Source organism: Novosphingobium sp. Chol11 (assembly GCF_945870625.1).
In the GTDB taxonomy this organism is placed as follows: domain Bacteria; phylum Pseudomonadota; class Alphaproteobacteria; order Sphingomonadales; family Sphingomonadaceae; genus Novosphingobium.
In genome coordinates this window covers 1-15146 of the sequence record NZ_CAMBTS010000033.1, presented here as the reverse complement: position 1 = coordinate 15146, position 15146 = coordinate 1, and the positions used below count along the sequence as shown (strand labels likewise).

17 protein-coding genes and 1 pseudogene are annotated in these 15146 nt (G+C 63.8%); 15 read left to right on the top strand and 3 right to left on the bottom strand.

The genetic code is table 11. The annotated features are described in order from the left end of the window. Positions 1-13: 13 nt before the first annotated feature. The 5 genes from prfB to Q0O40_RS07755 all read left to right on the top strand — a co-directional run bounded on the left by prfB (position 14) and on the right by Q0O40_RS07755 (position 5578). Positions 14-1141 carry a peptide chain release factor 2 gene (gene prfB, locus Q0O40_RS07775; RefSeq protein ID WP_295528302.1) on the top strand — a complete coding sequence of 376 codons (1128 nt, stop codon included), beginning with the start codon at positions 14-16 and terminating at the stop codon, positions 1139-1141. Continuing rightward, positions 1138-1923 carry a class I SAM-dependent methyltransferase gene (locus Q0O40_RS07770; protein ID WP_295528299.1) on the top strand — a complete coding sequence of 262 codons (786 nt, stop codon included), beginning with the start codon at positions 1138-1140 and terminating at the stop codon, positions 1921-1923. Before prfB ends, Q0O40_RS07770 begins: the two co-directional genes overlap by 4 nt. A gap of 2 nt (positions 1924-1925) precedes the next feature. Beyond that, the gene (locus Q0O40_RS07765; protein ID WP_295528296.1) at positions 1926-3335 is read left to right on the top strand and encodes a nitronate monooxygenase; all 1410 of its coding nucleotides are present in this window, start codon (positions 1926-1928) and stop codon (positions 3333-3335) included. Positions 3336-3740: 405 nt separating this feature from the next. Beyond that, positions 3741-4304, top strand: coding sequence for a GNAT family N-acetyltransferase (locus Q0O40_RS07760; RefSeq protein ID WP_295528294.1), 564 nt, complete (start codon positions 3741-3743; stop codon positions 4302-4304). Positions 4305-4555: 251 nt separating this feature from the next. Beyond that, the gene (locus tag Q0O40_RS07755; protein WP_295528291.1) at positions 4556-5578 is read left to right on the top strand and encodes an HWE histidine kinase domain-containing protein; all 1023 of its coding nucleotides are present in this window, start codon (positions 4556-4558) and stop codon (positions 5576-5578) included. A gap of 36 nt (positions 5579-5614) precedes the next feature. Here the strand turns inward: Q0O40_RS07755 and Q0O40_RS07750 are convergent, their stop codons facing one another. Both Q0O40_RS07750 and Q0O40_RS07745 read right to left on the bottom strand, forming a co-directional pair. After that, positions 5615-6925 carry an ammonium transporter gene (locus Q0O40_RS07750; RefSeq protein WP_295528288.1) on the bottom strand — a complete coding sequence of 437 codons (1311 nt, stop codon included), beginning with the start codon at positions 6923-6925 and terminating at the stop codon, positions 5615-5617. Positions 6926-7021: 96 nt separating this feature from the next. Then, the gene (locus Q0O40_RS07745; RefSeq protein ID WP_295528285.1) at positions 7022-8065 is read right to left on the bottom strand and encodes a D-glycerate dehydrogenase; all 1044 of its coding nucleotides are present in this window, start codon (positions 8063-8065) and stop codon (positions 7022-7024) included. 121 nt (positions 8066-8186) lie between these two features. Between Q0O40_RS07745 and Q0O40_RS07740 the strand changes: the two genes are divergently transcribed. Next, positions 8187-8666: an SH3 domain-containing protein gene (locus Q0O40_RS07740; RefSeq protein WP_295528282.1), complete on the top strand. Its 480-nt coding sequence runs from the start codon at positions 8187-8189 to the stop codon at positions 8664-8666. Positions 8667-8764: 98 nt separating this feature from the next. On the opposite strand, the gene Q0O40_RS07735 is transcribed toward Q0O40_RS07740, so the two are convergent. Then, positions 8765-9961, bottom strand: a complete 1197-nt coding sequence (locus Q0O40_RS07735) for an acetyl-CoA C-acyltransferase (RefSeq protein WP_295528279.1) — start codon at positions 9959-9961, stop codon at positions 8765-8767. A 234-nt stretch (positions 9962-10195) separates the two neighbouring features. Between Q0O40_RS07735 and Q0O40_RS07730 the strand changes: the two genes are divergently transcribed. From Q0O40_RS07730 to Q0O40_RS07690, 9 genes and pseudogenes are all read left to right on the top strand, one after another. After that, positions 10196-10582, top strand: coding sequence for an NADH-quinone oxidoreductase subunit A (locus Q0O40_RS07730; RefSeq protein ID WP_295528276.1), 387 nt, complete (start codon positions 10196-10198; stop codon positions 10580-10582). A gap of 5 nt (positions 10583-10587) precedes the next feature. Beyond that, positions 10588-11151, top strand: coding sequence for an NADH-quinone oxidoreductase subunit B family protein (locus Q0O40_RS07725; protein ID WP_295528273.1), 564 nt, complete (start codon positions 10588-10590; stop codon positions 11149-11151). Between the two features lie 10 nt (positions 11152-11161). Beyond that, positions 11162-11794: an NADH-quinone oxidoreductase subunit C gene (locus Q0O40_RS07720; protein WP_295528271.1), complete on the top strand. Its 633-nt coding sequence runs from the start codon at positions 11162-11164 to the stop codon at positions 11792-11794. Continuing rightward, positions 11791-11985, top strand: coding sequence for a hypothetical protein (locus Q0O40_RS07715; protein ID WP_295528268.1), 195 nt, complete (start codon positions 11791-11793; stop codon positions 11983-11985). The genes Q0O40_RS07720 and Q0O40_RS07715 overlap by 4 nt, the downstream gene beginning before the upstream one ends. Next, complete coding sequence (locus tag Q0O40_RS07710; RefSeq protein WP_295528265.1) at positions 11982-13193, top strand: NADH-quinone oxidoreductase subunit D; 1212 nt, start codon at positions 11982-11984, stop codon at positions 13191-13193. The genes Q0O40_RS07715 and Q0O40_RS07710 overlap by 4 nt, the downstream gene beginning before the upstream one ends. 108 nt (positions 13194-13301) lie before the next feature. Then, complete coding sequence (locus tag Q0O40_RS07705; protein WP_295528262.1) at positions 13302-13637, top strand: nuclear transport factor 2 family protein; 336 nt, start codon at positions 13302-13304, stop codon at positions 13635-13637. Between the two features lie 214 nt (positions 13638-13851). Further along, on the top strand, positions 13852-14079 hold the full coding sequence (locus Q0O40_RS07700) for a hypothetical protein (protein WP_295528259.1): 228 nt from the start codon (positions 13852-13854) through the stop codon (positions 14077-14079). Then, a complete protein-coding gene (locus Q0O40_RS07695; RefSeq protein WP_295528256.1) occupies positions 14080-14748 on the top strand; it encodes an NADH-quinone oxidoreductase subunit NuoE in 669 nt (222 codons plus the stop codon). A gap of 186 nt (positions 14749-14934) precedes the next feature. After that, positions 14935-15146: pseudogene (locus Q0O40_RS07690) on the top strand (NADH-quinone oxidoreductase subunit F); the annotation flags it as partial.

The following is a 15146-nucleotide window of genomic DNA, read 5'->3' as shown; positions in this document are numbered from 1 at the left end:
GGAGACCAAGCCCATGCGTGCCGAGGGGCAGGCTTACATTGATCGCATCGAGGCTGCACTGCGGTTGGTGCGAAAGTTCCTCGATTGGGACCGCGCGCTGCGGCGGTTCGATGAACTGAACGCGCGGGTCGAAGACCCCAAGCTGTGGGACGATCCCAAAGCGGCCGAGGCGGTGATGCGCGAGCGGCGGCGGCTGGAAGCGTCGATCGGCACCGTCACCCAGATCAGCCAGGAAATGGCCGATGCGATCGAATTTGTCGAACTGGGCGAAATGGAAGGCGACGAGATCATCGTGAACGAAGGCTTGGCCACGCTGGCCGCGCTCGCGGCGCGCGCCGATGCCGACAAGGTCGAGGCGCTGCTGGCGGGCGAGGCGGATGCCAATGACGCCTTCCTCGAAGTGCATGCCGGAGCCGGGGGCACTGAAAGCCAGGACTGGGCCGAGATGCTGCAGCGGATGTATGCGCGCTGGGCCGAGCGGCATGGTTACAAAGTGGAACTGGTCGATTATCACGGCGGCGAAGCGGCGGGCATCAAATCGGCCACGCTGCTGATCAAGGGCGAGAACGCCTACGGCTATGCCAAGACCGAAAGCGGCGTGCACCGGCTGGTGCGGATCAGCCCTTATGACAGCTCGGCGCGTCGGCACACCTCGTTCAGCTCGGTCTGGGTCTATCCGGTGATCGATGACGATATCGACATCGAGATCAATCCGGCGGATATCAAAATGGATACCTACCGCGCCAGCGGGGCGGGCGGGCAGCATGTGAACACCACCGACTCGGCGGTGCGCCTGACCCACATTCCCAGCGGGATCATCGTCGCCAGCCAGAACGACCGTTCGCAGCACAAGAACCGGGCGACCGCGATGGGCATGCTCAAGGCGCGCCTATATGAGGCCGAGCTGGCCAAGCGCGAGGCGGTCACGGCCGGAGAATATGCCGCCAAGACCGAGATCGGCTGGGGCCACCAGATCCGCTCATATGTGCTCCAGCCCTATCAGCAGGTCAAAGACCTGCGCACCGGCCTGGTCAGCACCAACCCTTCCGAAGTGCTCGATGGCGCGCTCGATCCGTTCATGGCCGCCGCGCTAGCGCAGCGGGTGACGGGCGAGAAGGTGACCGTGGAGGACGACGATTGAGGCGGCCCGGATCGAACTGGGCTTGGTCGGCCCGGCTTGCCCTGCTGCTGTCTTGCGCAGCGCTGGTGGCATGTCAGGGGGCCGCCCAAACCTCAGGGCAAAGTTCGGGGCAATCTGACCAGGTTCCCGGGCAGCTCGTGTTTCCGCAGGCCGAACGCCCCGTTTCCTCGATCGTTTCGACCCAATGGTCGACCGAAAACGAGCGTGATCTGCATAAGGAAGCGGCCAGCGTGATGGATCTGGCCGGAGTGGTGCCGGGCATGAGCGTAGCCGATATCGGTGCAGGCGAGGGCTATTACACCGTGCGGCTGGCTGGCCGCGTCGGCGCCAAGGGCCGCGTGCTGGCGCAGGATATCGATGCCCGCGCGCTGAGCCGGCTTGGCGCCCGGGCGGAGCGCGAGCGGCTGGCCGCGATCTCGATCGTGCAGGGCACGCCGGATGATCCGCGCCTTCCGGAAAACAGCTTCGACCGCATTTTCATGATCCATATGTATCACGAAGTGGCGCAGCCTTATGCCTTCCTTTGGCGTATCTGGCCGGCGCTGAAGGACGGCGGACATATCGTCGTGGTCGATCTCGACCGACCGAGCGACCATCATGGTATCACGCCCGCCCTGCTGACCTGCGAATTTGCGGCGGCAGGCTTTCGTTTGTCGGCGTTTCGCCCTATTCTGGGCAACCCGGGTTATTATGCCCAGTTCACCAAGACTACCCAGCGACGGCCTGAACCGGGCGAAATGAAACCCTGCCGCGCAGGGGACGGCGCGGCGGCAAAAGGATAACTATGGCTGAGTTCAAGGGGTTGAAGCCGATACTCTATGGCGGACGAGAAGTCTGGCCATTGATCGAGGGCGGCAAAGGCGTGGCGGCGACTAACCACATGAGCTCGGGCGCATGGGCCGCGGCGGGCGGGATCGGCACGGTCAGCGCGGTCAACGCCGATAGTTATGATGCCACTGGCAAGATCATTCTGCAGATTTACGAGCAGTTGACCCGCAAGGAACGCCACGAACAGCTGATCACTTTCGCCATCGATGGCGCGGTCGAGCAAGTGCGCCGCGCTTATGATCTGGCCGGCGGCAAAGGCGCGATCAATATCAACGTGCTGTGGGAGATGGGCGGCGCGCAGCCGATCCTCGAAGGTGTGCTGGACCGGACCCGGGGCCTGGTGGCCGGCGTCACGTGCGGCGCGGGCATGCCCTATAAGCTGTCGGAGATCGCCTCGCGGTTCAACGTCAAGTATCTGCCGATCATCTCTTCGGCGCGCGCTTTTCGCGCTTTGTGGAAGCGGGCTTATCACAAGTTTGCAGAAGGGCTGGGCGCGGTCGTTTACGAGGATCCCTGGCTGGCGGGCGGGCATAATGGCCTGTCCAATGCCGAAGATCCCAGGAAGCCGGAAGACCCCTATCCCCGCGTGAAAGCGGTGCGCGAGACGATGCGCGCCGAAGGTGTCAGTGAATCCGTGCCGATCGTGATGGCAGGCGGCGTCTGGTTTTTGCGCGAATGGGAAAACTGGATCGACAATCCCGAGCTTGGCGCGATTGCCTTTCAATTCGGTACGCGGCCCTTGCTGACGCAGGAAAGCCCGATCCCGCAGGGTTGGAAAGACCATTTGCGCAAGATCGCGCCGGGCGATGTGCTGCTCCACCGCTTTTCGCCCACGGGTTTTTACTCCTCGGCGGTGCGCAATCCGTATCTGCGCAACCTCGAAGCCCGCTCGCAGCGCCAGATTCCTTACTCGCGCGTCGCGGCGGGCGAGCATACGGTGCAGCTCGATGTCGGGGTCAAAGGCAAGAACTTCTGGGTCACGCCGACCGACCGCGACAATGCGCGCGGCTGGTTCGGGGCGGGTTTCACCGCCGCCTTGCGCACCCCCGATGACACGCTGGTGTTTGTGACGCCCGAGGAGCGCGACACGATCCGCAAGGATCAGACCGATTGCATGGGCTGCCTCTCGTTCTGCGGGTTTTCCGCGTGGAAAGACCACGACGATTGGAGCACCGGACGGCTTGCAGATCCGCGCAGCTTCTGCATCCAGAAAACGCTGCAGGACATCGCGCACGGCGGCGATGTCGATCAGAACCTGATGTTTGCGGGCCATTCTGCCTATCGCTTTGGGCAGGACCCGTTTTACTCCAACAACTTCACGCCGACTGTGAAGCAACTGGTCGACCGCATCCTGACTGGCGACTGAGCCTAAGTTGACATAGTTGACACAGTCCTGAGCGCGAAATGGCAGGGCCATTTGGCGTCCCGGCGCGGGTCTGGGCTTCGGGCCATTGCGCGCAGTGCCGATGGAGGCTCCGGCCTTCGCCGGAGTGGGGGCGGGGGCGTACGTTGCGGGCATGGCAGCGCGGGAAGCGCCCAAGTTGACGAAGTTGACACAGTCCAGAGGACAAAACAGCAAGGCCCCCCTCGCGGCCTTGCCAGCGGGTTTGGTATCGGGTTGGAGGTGCGCGGCGAGCATCGCGGCAACCTTGCAGTTTTGCCCGATGTAGGAAAATTTTTTGAGCTGTGCGCTGCGCAATGCAAGCCATTGGTTCGTTGCGCAGGAAGGGGTGTCATGGAAATCGAGAAGCCCAGATGCAGACGGGCGCAGATGGCCGACCTTGATACGGTGGTCGCAGCGCTGGCGGATGCTTTCCAGAATGAGCCGGCATTTTCGTATATCGTGCCCCGCGCCGAGAAGCGCCGCGCCGCCTTGCCGCGCGCCTTTCGCATCATCGTGGGCGAAGACATCAAAGCGGGCCGGGTGATGATGACGGCAGGCGGGGAGGCAGCGACGGCATGGCGCGTGCCGGGGCGCGTTCACGAAAGCCGGCTGGACGAGGCGCGCACCTTGCTGCCCTTCATCCGCATTTTCGGCACGGCCTCGCTTCGCGCGCTTAAAGTCTCCAACATGATCAAGGCGCACTTGCCGGGCGAGGATTGCTGGTATCTGCATATGGCAGGCTGCCATTCCGGGAATCAGGGCAAGGGCTTTGGCGGCGCGGCGATCCGCGCCGGGCTGGCCTGCGCCGATGCCGAACGCAGCAAGGCCTATCTGGAAACCGCCGATCCCAAGAATCTGCCGATATACCGCGCGCTGGGCTTCGAGATCGTTCACACTTGGCAGGTGCCCGCAGGCCCGCAATTCTGGGGCATGATGCGCGCGGCGCGCTGAAGCGGCTGGATTTGTGCACTGGGCGGCGTGGCCCATACGCGAAATCGTCTGCGCCGAACGGTTGTTCAAACGGCACATGCCTACGGGGCATGTTCAAAGCAGTCTATCTTCAAGCATTAAAATGCGATAACTCAGGGAACTATTTGCACCGAGCTGAAACCGGAGCAGGCAGCGAAGCTCCCAACGGTTATTTACGCACCTAACCTTGTGCCCTGTCTGCGGCGCTTCAAGACGGTACGAAAGGTGTTACCTTGAGCATAACCGACTTGGTCCCCCGCGACAAATTGGCCGCCTTTACCGCTGACCTTTTGGTCAAGATCGGCGAGGCTAGCCATCATTTCATATATGCCAAAGATCTCGACAGCAGGATGGTCTACGCCAACCACGCCGTGCTCAAGGCTTTGGGCCGGACATGGGACGAAATCCGCGGCCGGTCTGATCTTGAATGGCACGACGACCTTGCGGAGGCGCAGAAATTCGTCGCCGCAGATGCGCGGGTGATGGCCATGAATGCAGCCGAAACCTTGGAAGAAGTGTTGACCGGTGAGGGAGCCGCGCAGACTTATCTTTCAACCAAATGCCCGATCCATGACGCCGAGGGCGAGGTAATCGGCATGTTCGGCGTCAGCATGAACATCACCGAGCGCAGGAATGCAGAAACGCTGCGCCGGCTGCTGGTGGGCGAACTCGAACACAGAGTGCGCAACACACTGACTGTGGTTCAGGCGATTGCGCGGCTGACCCTGAAAGACGCGGTTGCCGACAAATCAGTCTGGAAGAGCTTTGAGAACCGGATTCAGGCCATGGCCTCGGCGCAAGGCCTCTTGACCCGCGAGCGCTGGGAAGGTGCCGATCTGCGCGCTATCGTGGCGGAGAGCCTGCAGGTGCATGGCGGGGTCGATAGCAGCCGGTTCGACGTGCAAGGCGAAAGTGTCTGGATCGATGCGCAGACCGCGCTTGCGATTGCGATGGCATTCCACGAATTGGGCACCAACGCGATCAAATATGGCGCGCTTTCGGTCGCGCATGGGCGTGTGGCCATTCGCTGGCACATCGACCGGGCAGGCGATGTCCCGCGTTTGACGCTGAGCTGGACCGAAAGCGGCGGCCCGGCAGTGGCCGCGCGTTCGCACACCGGGTTTGGCTCCATTCTGATCGAACAGGCCTTTGCGCCGCACGGTTCCGACGTCGCCCGCGTGAAATTCTTGCCCGGCGGCGTCGTGTTCGAGGCGCACTTTGAATTGCCCGGTGGGCCGCTTGGTTCGCTATCCTGAAAGGCGGGCCGGATCACGCGTCGATGCGCGCCGCGATCATTCGCCCCAGGCGCGCTCGCCGTGGTTGATGAAATCGAGCCCTTCGCGCTCGGTGTCTTCGGTCACGCGCATCGGGATGACGGTTGAGACCATGAGCGCCGCGACCACCGTGCCGATGGCGCTCCACGCCGCGACCACACCGACCGCCGCGATCTGCGCGACCATCTGGCTGACAAGGCCCATGCCCGGCGCAAAGCCGGTGCCGCCCAGCGCCGGATCGATGAACGCGGCGAGCAGGACCGCGCCGACCATGCCGCTCACGCCGTTTACCGCAAACACGCCCAGCGCATCGTCGATGGCCAGGCTGCGACGGATCAGCAGCATAGCGGGATAGCTGAGCAACGCAGCGGCACCTCCGAGCAGCATGGCCGCACCCGGTGCGATGCTGGCAGCAGCAGAAGAAACGGCGGCAAGCCCGGCCACCGCGCCGGTGGCAAAGCCGGTCGCCGAGGGTTTGCCGACTGCGAAGCTTTCGATCACCAGCCACACCAGCGCCGCCGCGCAGGCCGCGACATGGGCGTTGATCATGGCGGCGGCTGCATCATCGGTGGCCGCCAGCGCCGCTCCTCCCAACAGCGCCAGCCATCCGGCCCAGAGCAGCGCACCGCCCGCCATGGCAAGGCCCGCGGCATGCGGCGGGATCGGCGCTCCAGTAAAGCCGCTGCGCTTGCCCATCAGCATCGCGGCGACCAGCCCGGAAACCCCGGCGGCGGTGTGGATCACCAGCCCGCCCGCATCATCGAGCGTGCCCAGCCGCGAGGCCAGCCAGCCGCCGCCCCAGATCCAGTGCGCCATCGGGGCATAGACCATCAGCGACCACACGGCGCTGAACGCGATGACCCAGGCAAAGCGCGCGCGTCCGGCCCACGCGCCCACCATCAGCGCCGCTGCGAACACCGCGAGGGTCATGTGAAACAGCGCGAAGGCGCTTTCAGGCACGGCAGTATCGCCGCGCACATTGCCCAGATCGATCAGCATCCAGGCATTGCCGCTGCCCAGCCAGCCATTGGTGATCTGGCCAAAGGCAATCGTATACCCGGCGACAACCCACAGCAGCGAGCAGATCGCAGTGATCGCGCCTATCTGCGCCGCGACCGACAGGAAGTTTTTCGCGGTCACCCGCGCGCCATAAAACAGGGTGAGGCCCGGCAGGGCCATGAACAGCACCATGACCGAGGCGGCCAAGGCCCATGCGGTGTCGCCGCTATCGGCCACATCGAGCGTTGCCACGTCGGTGTCCTGCGCCCAAGCCATGAGCGGCAGGACCAGCGCTGCGCCTGCAGCGGCCATCGCGATCAGCTTGCGCATGATGTGTCTCTCTCCCTCGTGCCTTGCCAGCGCGGCCTTAGGCCAATGCGGCCGCGCGCTTCAAGCGGACTGGCAAAATTCCGGGGGAAGGGCGGCTCAGGCCCAGCCTTCGAGCACCTGATCGGGCGGGCGGTGGCCATCGGCCCAGAAGCGGATATTGGCGATGACTTTGTCGCCCGAGGCGAGGCGGCCTTCGAACGTGCCGCTGCCCATGTGCGGCAGCAGCGACACATTGCCCAGCCGCAGCAGGCGCGGATCGATGCGCGGCTCATCGGCAAACACATCTAGCCCTGCGCCGCCGATGCGCCCGGCCTCAAGCGCTTCGATCAGCGCGTTCTCCTCGATCAGTTCTCCGCGCGCGACATTGACCAGATAGGCATGCGGTTTCATCAGCGCGATGCGCCGTGCGTCCATCAGGTGGTGAGTGTCTGCCGTGGCCGGGCAGTGCAGCGTGATGATATCGGCCTCGGCCACCAAGGCATCGAGATCGGCCTGATAGCGCGCGCCGAACATGCGCTCAGCGGCTTCGGGCAACCGGTGACGATTGTGGTAGATCACATCAAGCCCGAAGGCGCGCGCGCGGTGCGCCACCGCCTGGCCGATGCGGCCCATGCCGACGATGCCCAAGGTCTTGCCGCTGATCCGGTGGCCGAGCAGGGTGGCTGGGGCCCAGCCGGTCCATTCGCCCGAGCGTAGCACCCGCCCGCCTTCGACCACCCGGCGCGAGACGCCGATCAGCAGCGCGAAGGTAAGATCGGCGGTATCTTCGGTAAAGACGCCCGGCGTGTTCGTCACCATGATCCGCCGCGCGCGCGCCGCCGCAAGATCGATATGCTCGATGCCTGCTCCGAAATTGGCAATCAGGCCAAGCTGCGCGCCCGCAGCGGCGATCATCGCGCCATCGATCCGGTCGGTGACCGTGGGCACCAGCACATGCGCCTCTTGCAGCGCGGCGATCAGCGCCTCGCGCGGCATCGGCTGGTCATCAGGATTGGCGCGGACATCGAACAGCTGCGCCATGCGCGCTTCGGTTTCCGGAAGCAGGCGGCGGGTGATGACCACGCGCGGCTTGCCCGCGATGCGCCGCGTTTGCCGATGATCGGCGGCGGCGGCTTGGCTATTGCGATCACGATCGTGCATGGCGTGCACTCGCTAAGCCGACCGGGAACAGATGGTCAAGCGGCTGGGTTGTCTGCGCAGGCAAATTCTGTATCGATCGGGCAGGCGGCAAGGCCGCGCGAGCAAAAGAGGTGACACCGGCGTGCCGACGAAGTTTGCGATGCAGATAATTCTGGCGGGTGCCGCGATGATGATGCCGGGCACGGCGGCATCGGCGCAAGGCCCCGGCGAGGTGCCGTTCTGGGGCTCGTTGCGCAAGCCGATGGCCAACTTGCGCGTGGGGCCGGGGCGCGAATATCGCATCAGCTGGGTCTACCAGCGCAGCGGCCTGCCGGTCAAAGTGCTGCGCACGATGAGTGGCTGGGTCTTGATCGAAGACCCGGACGGCGCGCGCGGATGGATGCTCCGCCAGTTCGTCGGGCGCGAACGCGCTGCGATCGTCAAAGGCGCGGTGGCCGAGATCCGCGAGAACGAAGACGGGTCGGGCAAAGTGCTGTGGCGCGCCAAGCCCGGCGTGATCGCGTGGCTGGGGCCATGCCCCGGGCAATGGTGCAAGATCAACGTGGGCGGGCGGCAGGGCTTTATGGCCAAAACCGCGCTATGGGGCGCGGCAGCACCTTAACGCGATGCTCCGCGGCGACCGCCGGGGCCTCGGGCGGCGATGTGCCGCGGTTGCGTTTGTCCTGAGTGGAGCCCCCGGCCTTCGCCGGGGCGGCTCGATCAGGCCAGTTCGACTGCCACTGCGGTGGCTTCGCCGCCGCCGATGCACAGGCTGGCGACGCCGCGCTTCTTGCCGTGGCGTTGGAGCGCGGCGATCAGCGTGGTGATGATGCGCGCGCCCGATGCGCCGATCGGATGGCCGAGCGCCGTGGCGCCGCCATGAACGTTGATCTTGTCATGCGGGATGCCCAGATCGTGCATCGCAAACATCGCGACGCAGGCGAAGGCCTCGTTCACTTCGAACAGATCGACATCGGCCACGCTCCAGCCAGCCTTGTCCAGCAGCTTGGTGATCGCGCCGACCGGGGCGATCGTGAAATCCTTGGGCAGCTGCGAATGCGCGGCCATCGCGATCACGGTGGCGACGGGGGTAAGGCCATGAGCGGCAGCGACGCTGGCGCGGGTCAGCACCAGCGCGGCGGCACCGTCCGAGATCGAGGACGAGGTGGCGGCGGTGATCGTGCCGTCCTTCGCAAAAGCGGGCTTGAGCGACGGAATCTTGTCGGGCTTGCCCTTGCCGGGGGCTTCGTCGGTATCGACCATGGTTTCGCCGCTGCGCGACTTGACCGTGACCGCGACGATTTCGGCGGCAAACGCGCCATCGGCAATCGCACCTTGCGCGCGGCGCAGCGATTCGATGGCGTAATCGTCCTGCTGGGCGCGGGTCAGCTGGTACTCGTTGGCAGTGTCTTGCGCGAAAGTGCCCATGGCGCGGCCTTCTTCGTAGGCGTCTTCCAGCCCATCGAGGAACATGTGGTCGTAAGCGGTATCATGCCCGATTCGCGCGCCCGAGCGATGCTTCTTGAGCAGGTACGGCGCGTTGGTCATGCTTTCCATCCCGCCCGAGACGATCACATCGGCGCTGCCCGAGGCGAGCGCTTCGGCGCCCATGATCATCGTCTGCATGCCCGAGCCGCAGACCTTGTTGACCGTGGTGGCTTGCACCGACATCGGCAGCCCGGCCTTCAGCGTGGCCTGGCGCGCAGGGGCCTGGCCGAGGCCGGCGGGGAGAACGCAGCCCATGTAAACCCGGTCGATCTGCTCGCCGGCGATCCCTGCACGCTCAACCGCAGCCTTGATCGCGGTGGCGCCAAGTTCGGTGGCGGAAACATCGGCGAGCGCGCCTTGCATGCTGCCCATCGGGGTGCGGGCATAAGACAGGATAACGACCGGATCGGCGGCGGAAAACTGGGCCATGGCTGGGCTTCTTTCTAGCGGGTAGGGAGGGCACAAAACGGCTTTTGCGCCTATCTAGCGGACCGTTATGGCATTTGCAATTCAGGCATTGGGCAGTGAGGGCCGGGCGGCCCTTGTCCTCCACTATGCCCAAAAAGGATTGCTTAACCGCCCATGTTGCGGCGCACCCTACTTGCGCCTCCGCCGCGCGGCGACTAGGGCGCTGGGCATCCTAGCAACAGGCGAGTCAACCCATTGGTCGATCAACTCCCCTATCTGGCGCAATATCTGCCGATCCTGATCTTTCTGGGCATCGCGCTGGCGCTATCATCGGCATTTGTGTTCCTGCCGATGGGCGTGGCGCGGCTGACCGGCGCGCACAATCCGAATGCTGAAAAGCTGAGCGAGTACGAATGCGGCTTTCCCGCCTTCGAAGATCCGCGCAGCCAGTTCGACGTGCGGTTTTATCTCGTGGCGATCCTGTTCATCATCTTCGATCTCGAGGCTGCATTCCTGTTCCCCTGGGCCGTCAGCCTGCACGAGAGCGGCTGGGCCGGGTGGACGACGATGATGATCTTTCTGGCCGAACTGATCATCGGCTTCATCTATGCCTGGAAAAAAGGGGCACTGGACTGGGAATGAGCACAATGACCCCGCCTTCTGCAGCCCCATCCTCGATCATCCCGGCTTCGGCAGCCGATCTGCCGACCGCGCCGGATCAGGCGTTTTTCGACAGCCTGAACGCCGAAGTTTCGGACAAGGGCTTTCTGGTCGCCTCGACCGAAGAGCTGTTTCAATGGGCGCGCACCGGCTCGCTGTGGTGGATGACCTTCGGCCTTGCCTGCTGCGCGGTCGAGATGATCCATGTCAACATGCCGCGCTATGACATGGAGCGCTTTGGCGCGGCCCCGCGCGCCTCCCCCCGCCAATCGGACGTGATGATCGTGGCCGGCACCTTGTGCAACAAGATGGCCCCGGCGCTGCGCAAGGTTTACGACCAGATGTCGGACCCCAAGTATGTGATCTCGATGGGTAGCTGCGCCAATGGCGGCGGCTATTACCACTACAGCTATTCGGTGGTGCGCGGCTGCGACCGGATCGTTCCGGTCGATATCTATGTGCCCGGGTGCCCGCCGACGGCAGAGGCGCTGCTTTACGGCGTTATGCAATTGCAGCGCAAGATCCGCCGGGTAGGGACGCTGGAGCGGTGAGGGCGAACGCATGACTGTTGTCCATTCCGCTCCGAAGTACAGCGCCTTTGACGGCGTCAAAGACACGCTGGTCGCCGCGCTGGGCGAGATGATCGTGGCCGCCAAAGAGGAGCACGGCGAGATCGTGCTGACGGTGGCGCGCGATAGTATCGAAGACGCGCTGCGCCTGCTTCGCGACGAGCACGAGTTTCAGCAGCTGATGGATATGGCCGGGGTCGATTACCCTTCGCGGCCAGAACGGTTCGAGGTGGTCTATTGCCTGCTCTCCGTGACGCGCAATCTGCGCTTGATCGTGAAGGTCACGACCGACGAGGCGACGCCGGTGCCGACGGTGACGACGCTGTGGCCCAACGCGGGCTGGTATGAGCGCGAGGTTTACGACATGTTCGGCGTGCTGTTTGCGGGCAATCCGGACCTGCGGCGCATTCTCACCGACTATGGCTTCCAGGGCCACCCGTTCCGCAAGGATTTCCCACTGACCGGCTATGTCGAGCTGCGCTATTCCGAAGAGGAAAAGCGCGTGGTCTATGAGAAGGTCGCGCTGGCGCAGGACCTCAGGCAATTCGACTTCATGAGCCCGTGGGAGGGCGCGGAGTACGTGTTGCCGGGCGATGAAAAGGCCGCCGAGGGAGCCCCGAAATGAGCCTGAGCCTCGAACAATCGCCGACCACCGGCAACGATGGTATCAGGGCCTTTTCTCGTCACCCTGAACTTGTTTCAGGGTCCATCCATCCGGTGGCCCGGGATTTTCCTGTGCGCTCAGCGCTTGCGGCACGATGGATGCTGAACCAAGTTCAGCATGACGAAGCTGGTTTTGGGGAGCTGCCTGCATGACCCTCCAACTCGAACAATCGCCGACCACCGGCGATGATGTGATCGCCAACTACACGATCAACTTCGGCCCGCAGCATCCGGCGGCGCACGGCGTGCTGCGCATGGTGATGGAGCTCGATGGCGAGATCATCGAGCGGATCGATCCGCATGTCGGGCTGCTGCATCGCGGCACCGAGAAGCTGATCGAGCAGAAGACGTATCTGCAGGCTCTGCCCTATTTCGACCGGCTGGATTATTGCTCGCCGCTGGCGATGGAGCACACCTATGTGCTGGCGATCGAGAAGCTGCTCAATCTCGAAGTGCCGCTGCGCGCGCAATATCTGCGCGTGCTGTTTGCCGAGCTGACGCGCATCTGCAACCACATGCTGAACCTTGGCAGCCATGTGATGGATGTCGGCGCGATGACGCCGAACCTGTGGATGTTCGAAGTGCGCGAGGATTGCCTCAATTTCTTCGAGCGGGCGAGCGGCGCGCGGATGCATGCGGCGTGGTTTCGCCCCGGCGGGGTGCATCAGGATGTGCCGCTGAAGCTGCTCGTCGATATCGGCGAATGGCTCGACACACGGCTGCCGCAATTGTTCGAAGACGCGATGAGCCTGGTGGTCGACAACCGCATCTTCAAGCAGCGCAATGTCGATATCGCCACCGTGAGCAAGGCCGATGCGATTGCCTGGGGCTTTTCCGGGCCGATGATCCGCGGATCGGGCATCCCGTGGGATCTGCGCAAGAGCCAGCCTTACGATGTGTATGACCGCATGGATTTCGGAGTGCCGGTGGGCACCAGCGGCGATTGCTATGACCGGTTCATGGTGCGCGTCGAGGAAGTGCGCCAGTCCGCGCGGATCATGAAGCAGTGCCTCGCCGAAATGCCCGAAGGCCCGGTTTCCAGCGATGACCGCAAGGTTTCACCGCCGAAGCGCGCCGAGATGAAGCAATCGATGGAAGCGCTGATCCATCACTTCAAGCTCTACACCGAAGGCTTCCATGTGCCCGCGGGCGAAGTCTACGTCGCGACCGAAAGCCCCAAGGGCGAGTTCGGCGTCTATCTGGTCGCCGACGGCACCAACAAGCCCTATCGCTGCAAGATCCGCCCGACCGCGTTTTCGCACCTGCAGGCGATGGACTTCATGGCCAAGGGCCACATGCTGCCGGATGTGACCGCGATCATCGGCGCGATCGATGTGGTGTTTGGGGAGTGTGATCGGTGAGCATTTTCTTTCCACTCCTCGTCCTTGGTCTTGGCTTTGGCTCATGGTGGATTGCCATGAAGCGCCATCGGGCGGGCAAAAACCCATTCATTTGGACGGGGCGCTGGGATGACTAACCGTCTGGACACCGCCACCCAGATGATCGCGCATTACAACGCGCAGGATGCCGATGCCTATGTCGCGCTGATGACCGAGGATGCCTGCGAGGCGGGCTATCGCGGGGCGGTGGTGCGCGAGGGCCGCGAGGGCACGCGCAGCGGCCTCAAGGCGATGTTTGCCGAATACCCCGAGAACCGCGCCGAGATCATCACTGCCTATGAGCTGGGCGACTATGTCGTGTTTCACGAGCGGGTGCGGCGCAGCGCGGCGGCCACGCCGTTCGACGTTATGGTGGTCTACAGCTTCGAGGGCGACAAGTGTGCCCGTGTGGAGTTCATCCGGTGAGCGCGGCCAAGTCCAACCTCTCCGGTCCCGTCACCCTGAACTTGTTTCAGGGTCCATTGGGCCGCAAGCGCGGTGCCATCCGGAAAGACACCCGGTCCACAGGTCGGCTGGCCATGGCGCGCTCCGTGTCAGCGGAGACATGGACACTGAAACAAGTTCAGGGTGACCTGGTTGGAGAGGGGTTGCTTCGGCTCAAGCCGATGGGGAGGTGCGCATGGCGGACGTGACCAACGAGCTGATCTTCGAAGTGCTGAAGCAGATGCAGGCCGATATGTCGGAGATGAAGTTCGACGTGCGTGATCTCAAGCTACGCATGACAGTCGTCGAAGAGCATCTTGGCAATTCGCTGATCGCGATTTCCGGTGTCAACAGCCGGATCGACCGACTGACCGACCGGCTGGACCGGATTGACACCCGCCTGAACCTTACGGACCACCGCTGAATGTCTGATCGTCATCCCGAACCCGATAGCCCCGAGCTGCGCGCGCGCTGGGGCGGTTTTGCGTGGTCGCCGGTCAATGCGGACAAGGCGCGCGAGATTATTGCGCGCTATCCGGCGGGGCGGCAGCGCTCGGCGGTGATGCCGCTGCTCGATCTGGCGCAGCGGCAGGTGGGGGCCGAGACGAACACGCAAGGCTGGTTGCCGCTGCCGGTAATGGAATACGTCGCGAAGCAGCTTGAGATGCCGGTGATCCGCGTGCTTGAGGTCGCGAGCTTCTACATGATGTACAATTTGCAGCCGGTGGGCCGCTTTCATGTGCAGGTTTGCGGCACCACGCCGTGCATGCTGCGCGGGAGCGACGACATCATGGCGGCGTGCAAGGTGCGGGGGATGCATCTGGGGCATACCACGAACGACGGCCTGTTCACGCTGACCGAAGTGGAATGCATGGGCAACTGTGCGTCCGCGCCGATGGTGCAGATCAACGACGACAATTACGAGGATCTGACGCCGGGAACCCTGAACCATGTGCTCGATGAACTGGCGGCGGGTCGTCAACCCAAGACGGGCACGCAATTGCCGGGGCGTCATACAGTGGAGCCGGTCGGCGCGCTGAGCACGCTGACGGCGATGGCCGAGGCCAATCATGATTACCGGGGGCAGTGGTGATAACCTCGTCGAAACTGTGGATGCTCAATGGCATCATTGGCATCATTTTCGCGTTCTGTGGTGTGCTCAATCTAGCGACGGCCTCGCGGGGTACCTTTGACATTGCAATCGGCGCCGTGGACATCACGATCGGCGCCGCATTTTGCGCGCTGAGCTGGCGCCTCAAAAAGCCAAGCAACGGAGCCGATGATGCTCGCCGATAAAGACCGGATTTTCACCAACATCTATGGCTATCAGCCGTGGAACCTCGCGGCGGCGCAGATGCGCGGCGATTGGGATGATACCAAGGCGCTGATGGCGCGCGGGCAGGATGCGATCATCGACGAGATGAAGGCCAGCGGCCTGCGCGGGCGCGGCGGGGCGGGCTTTCCCACCGGCATGAAATGGTCGTTCATGCC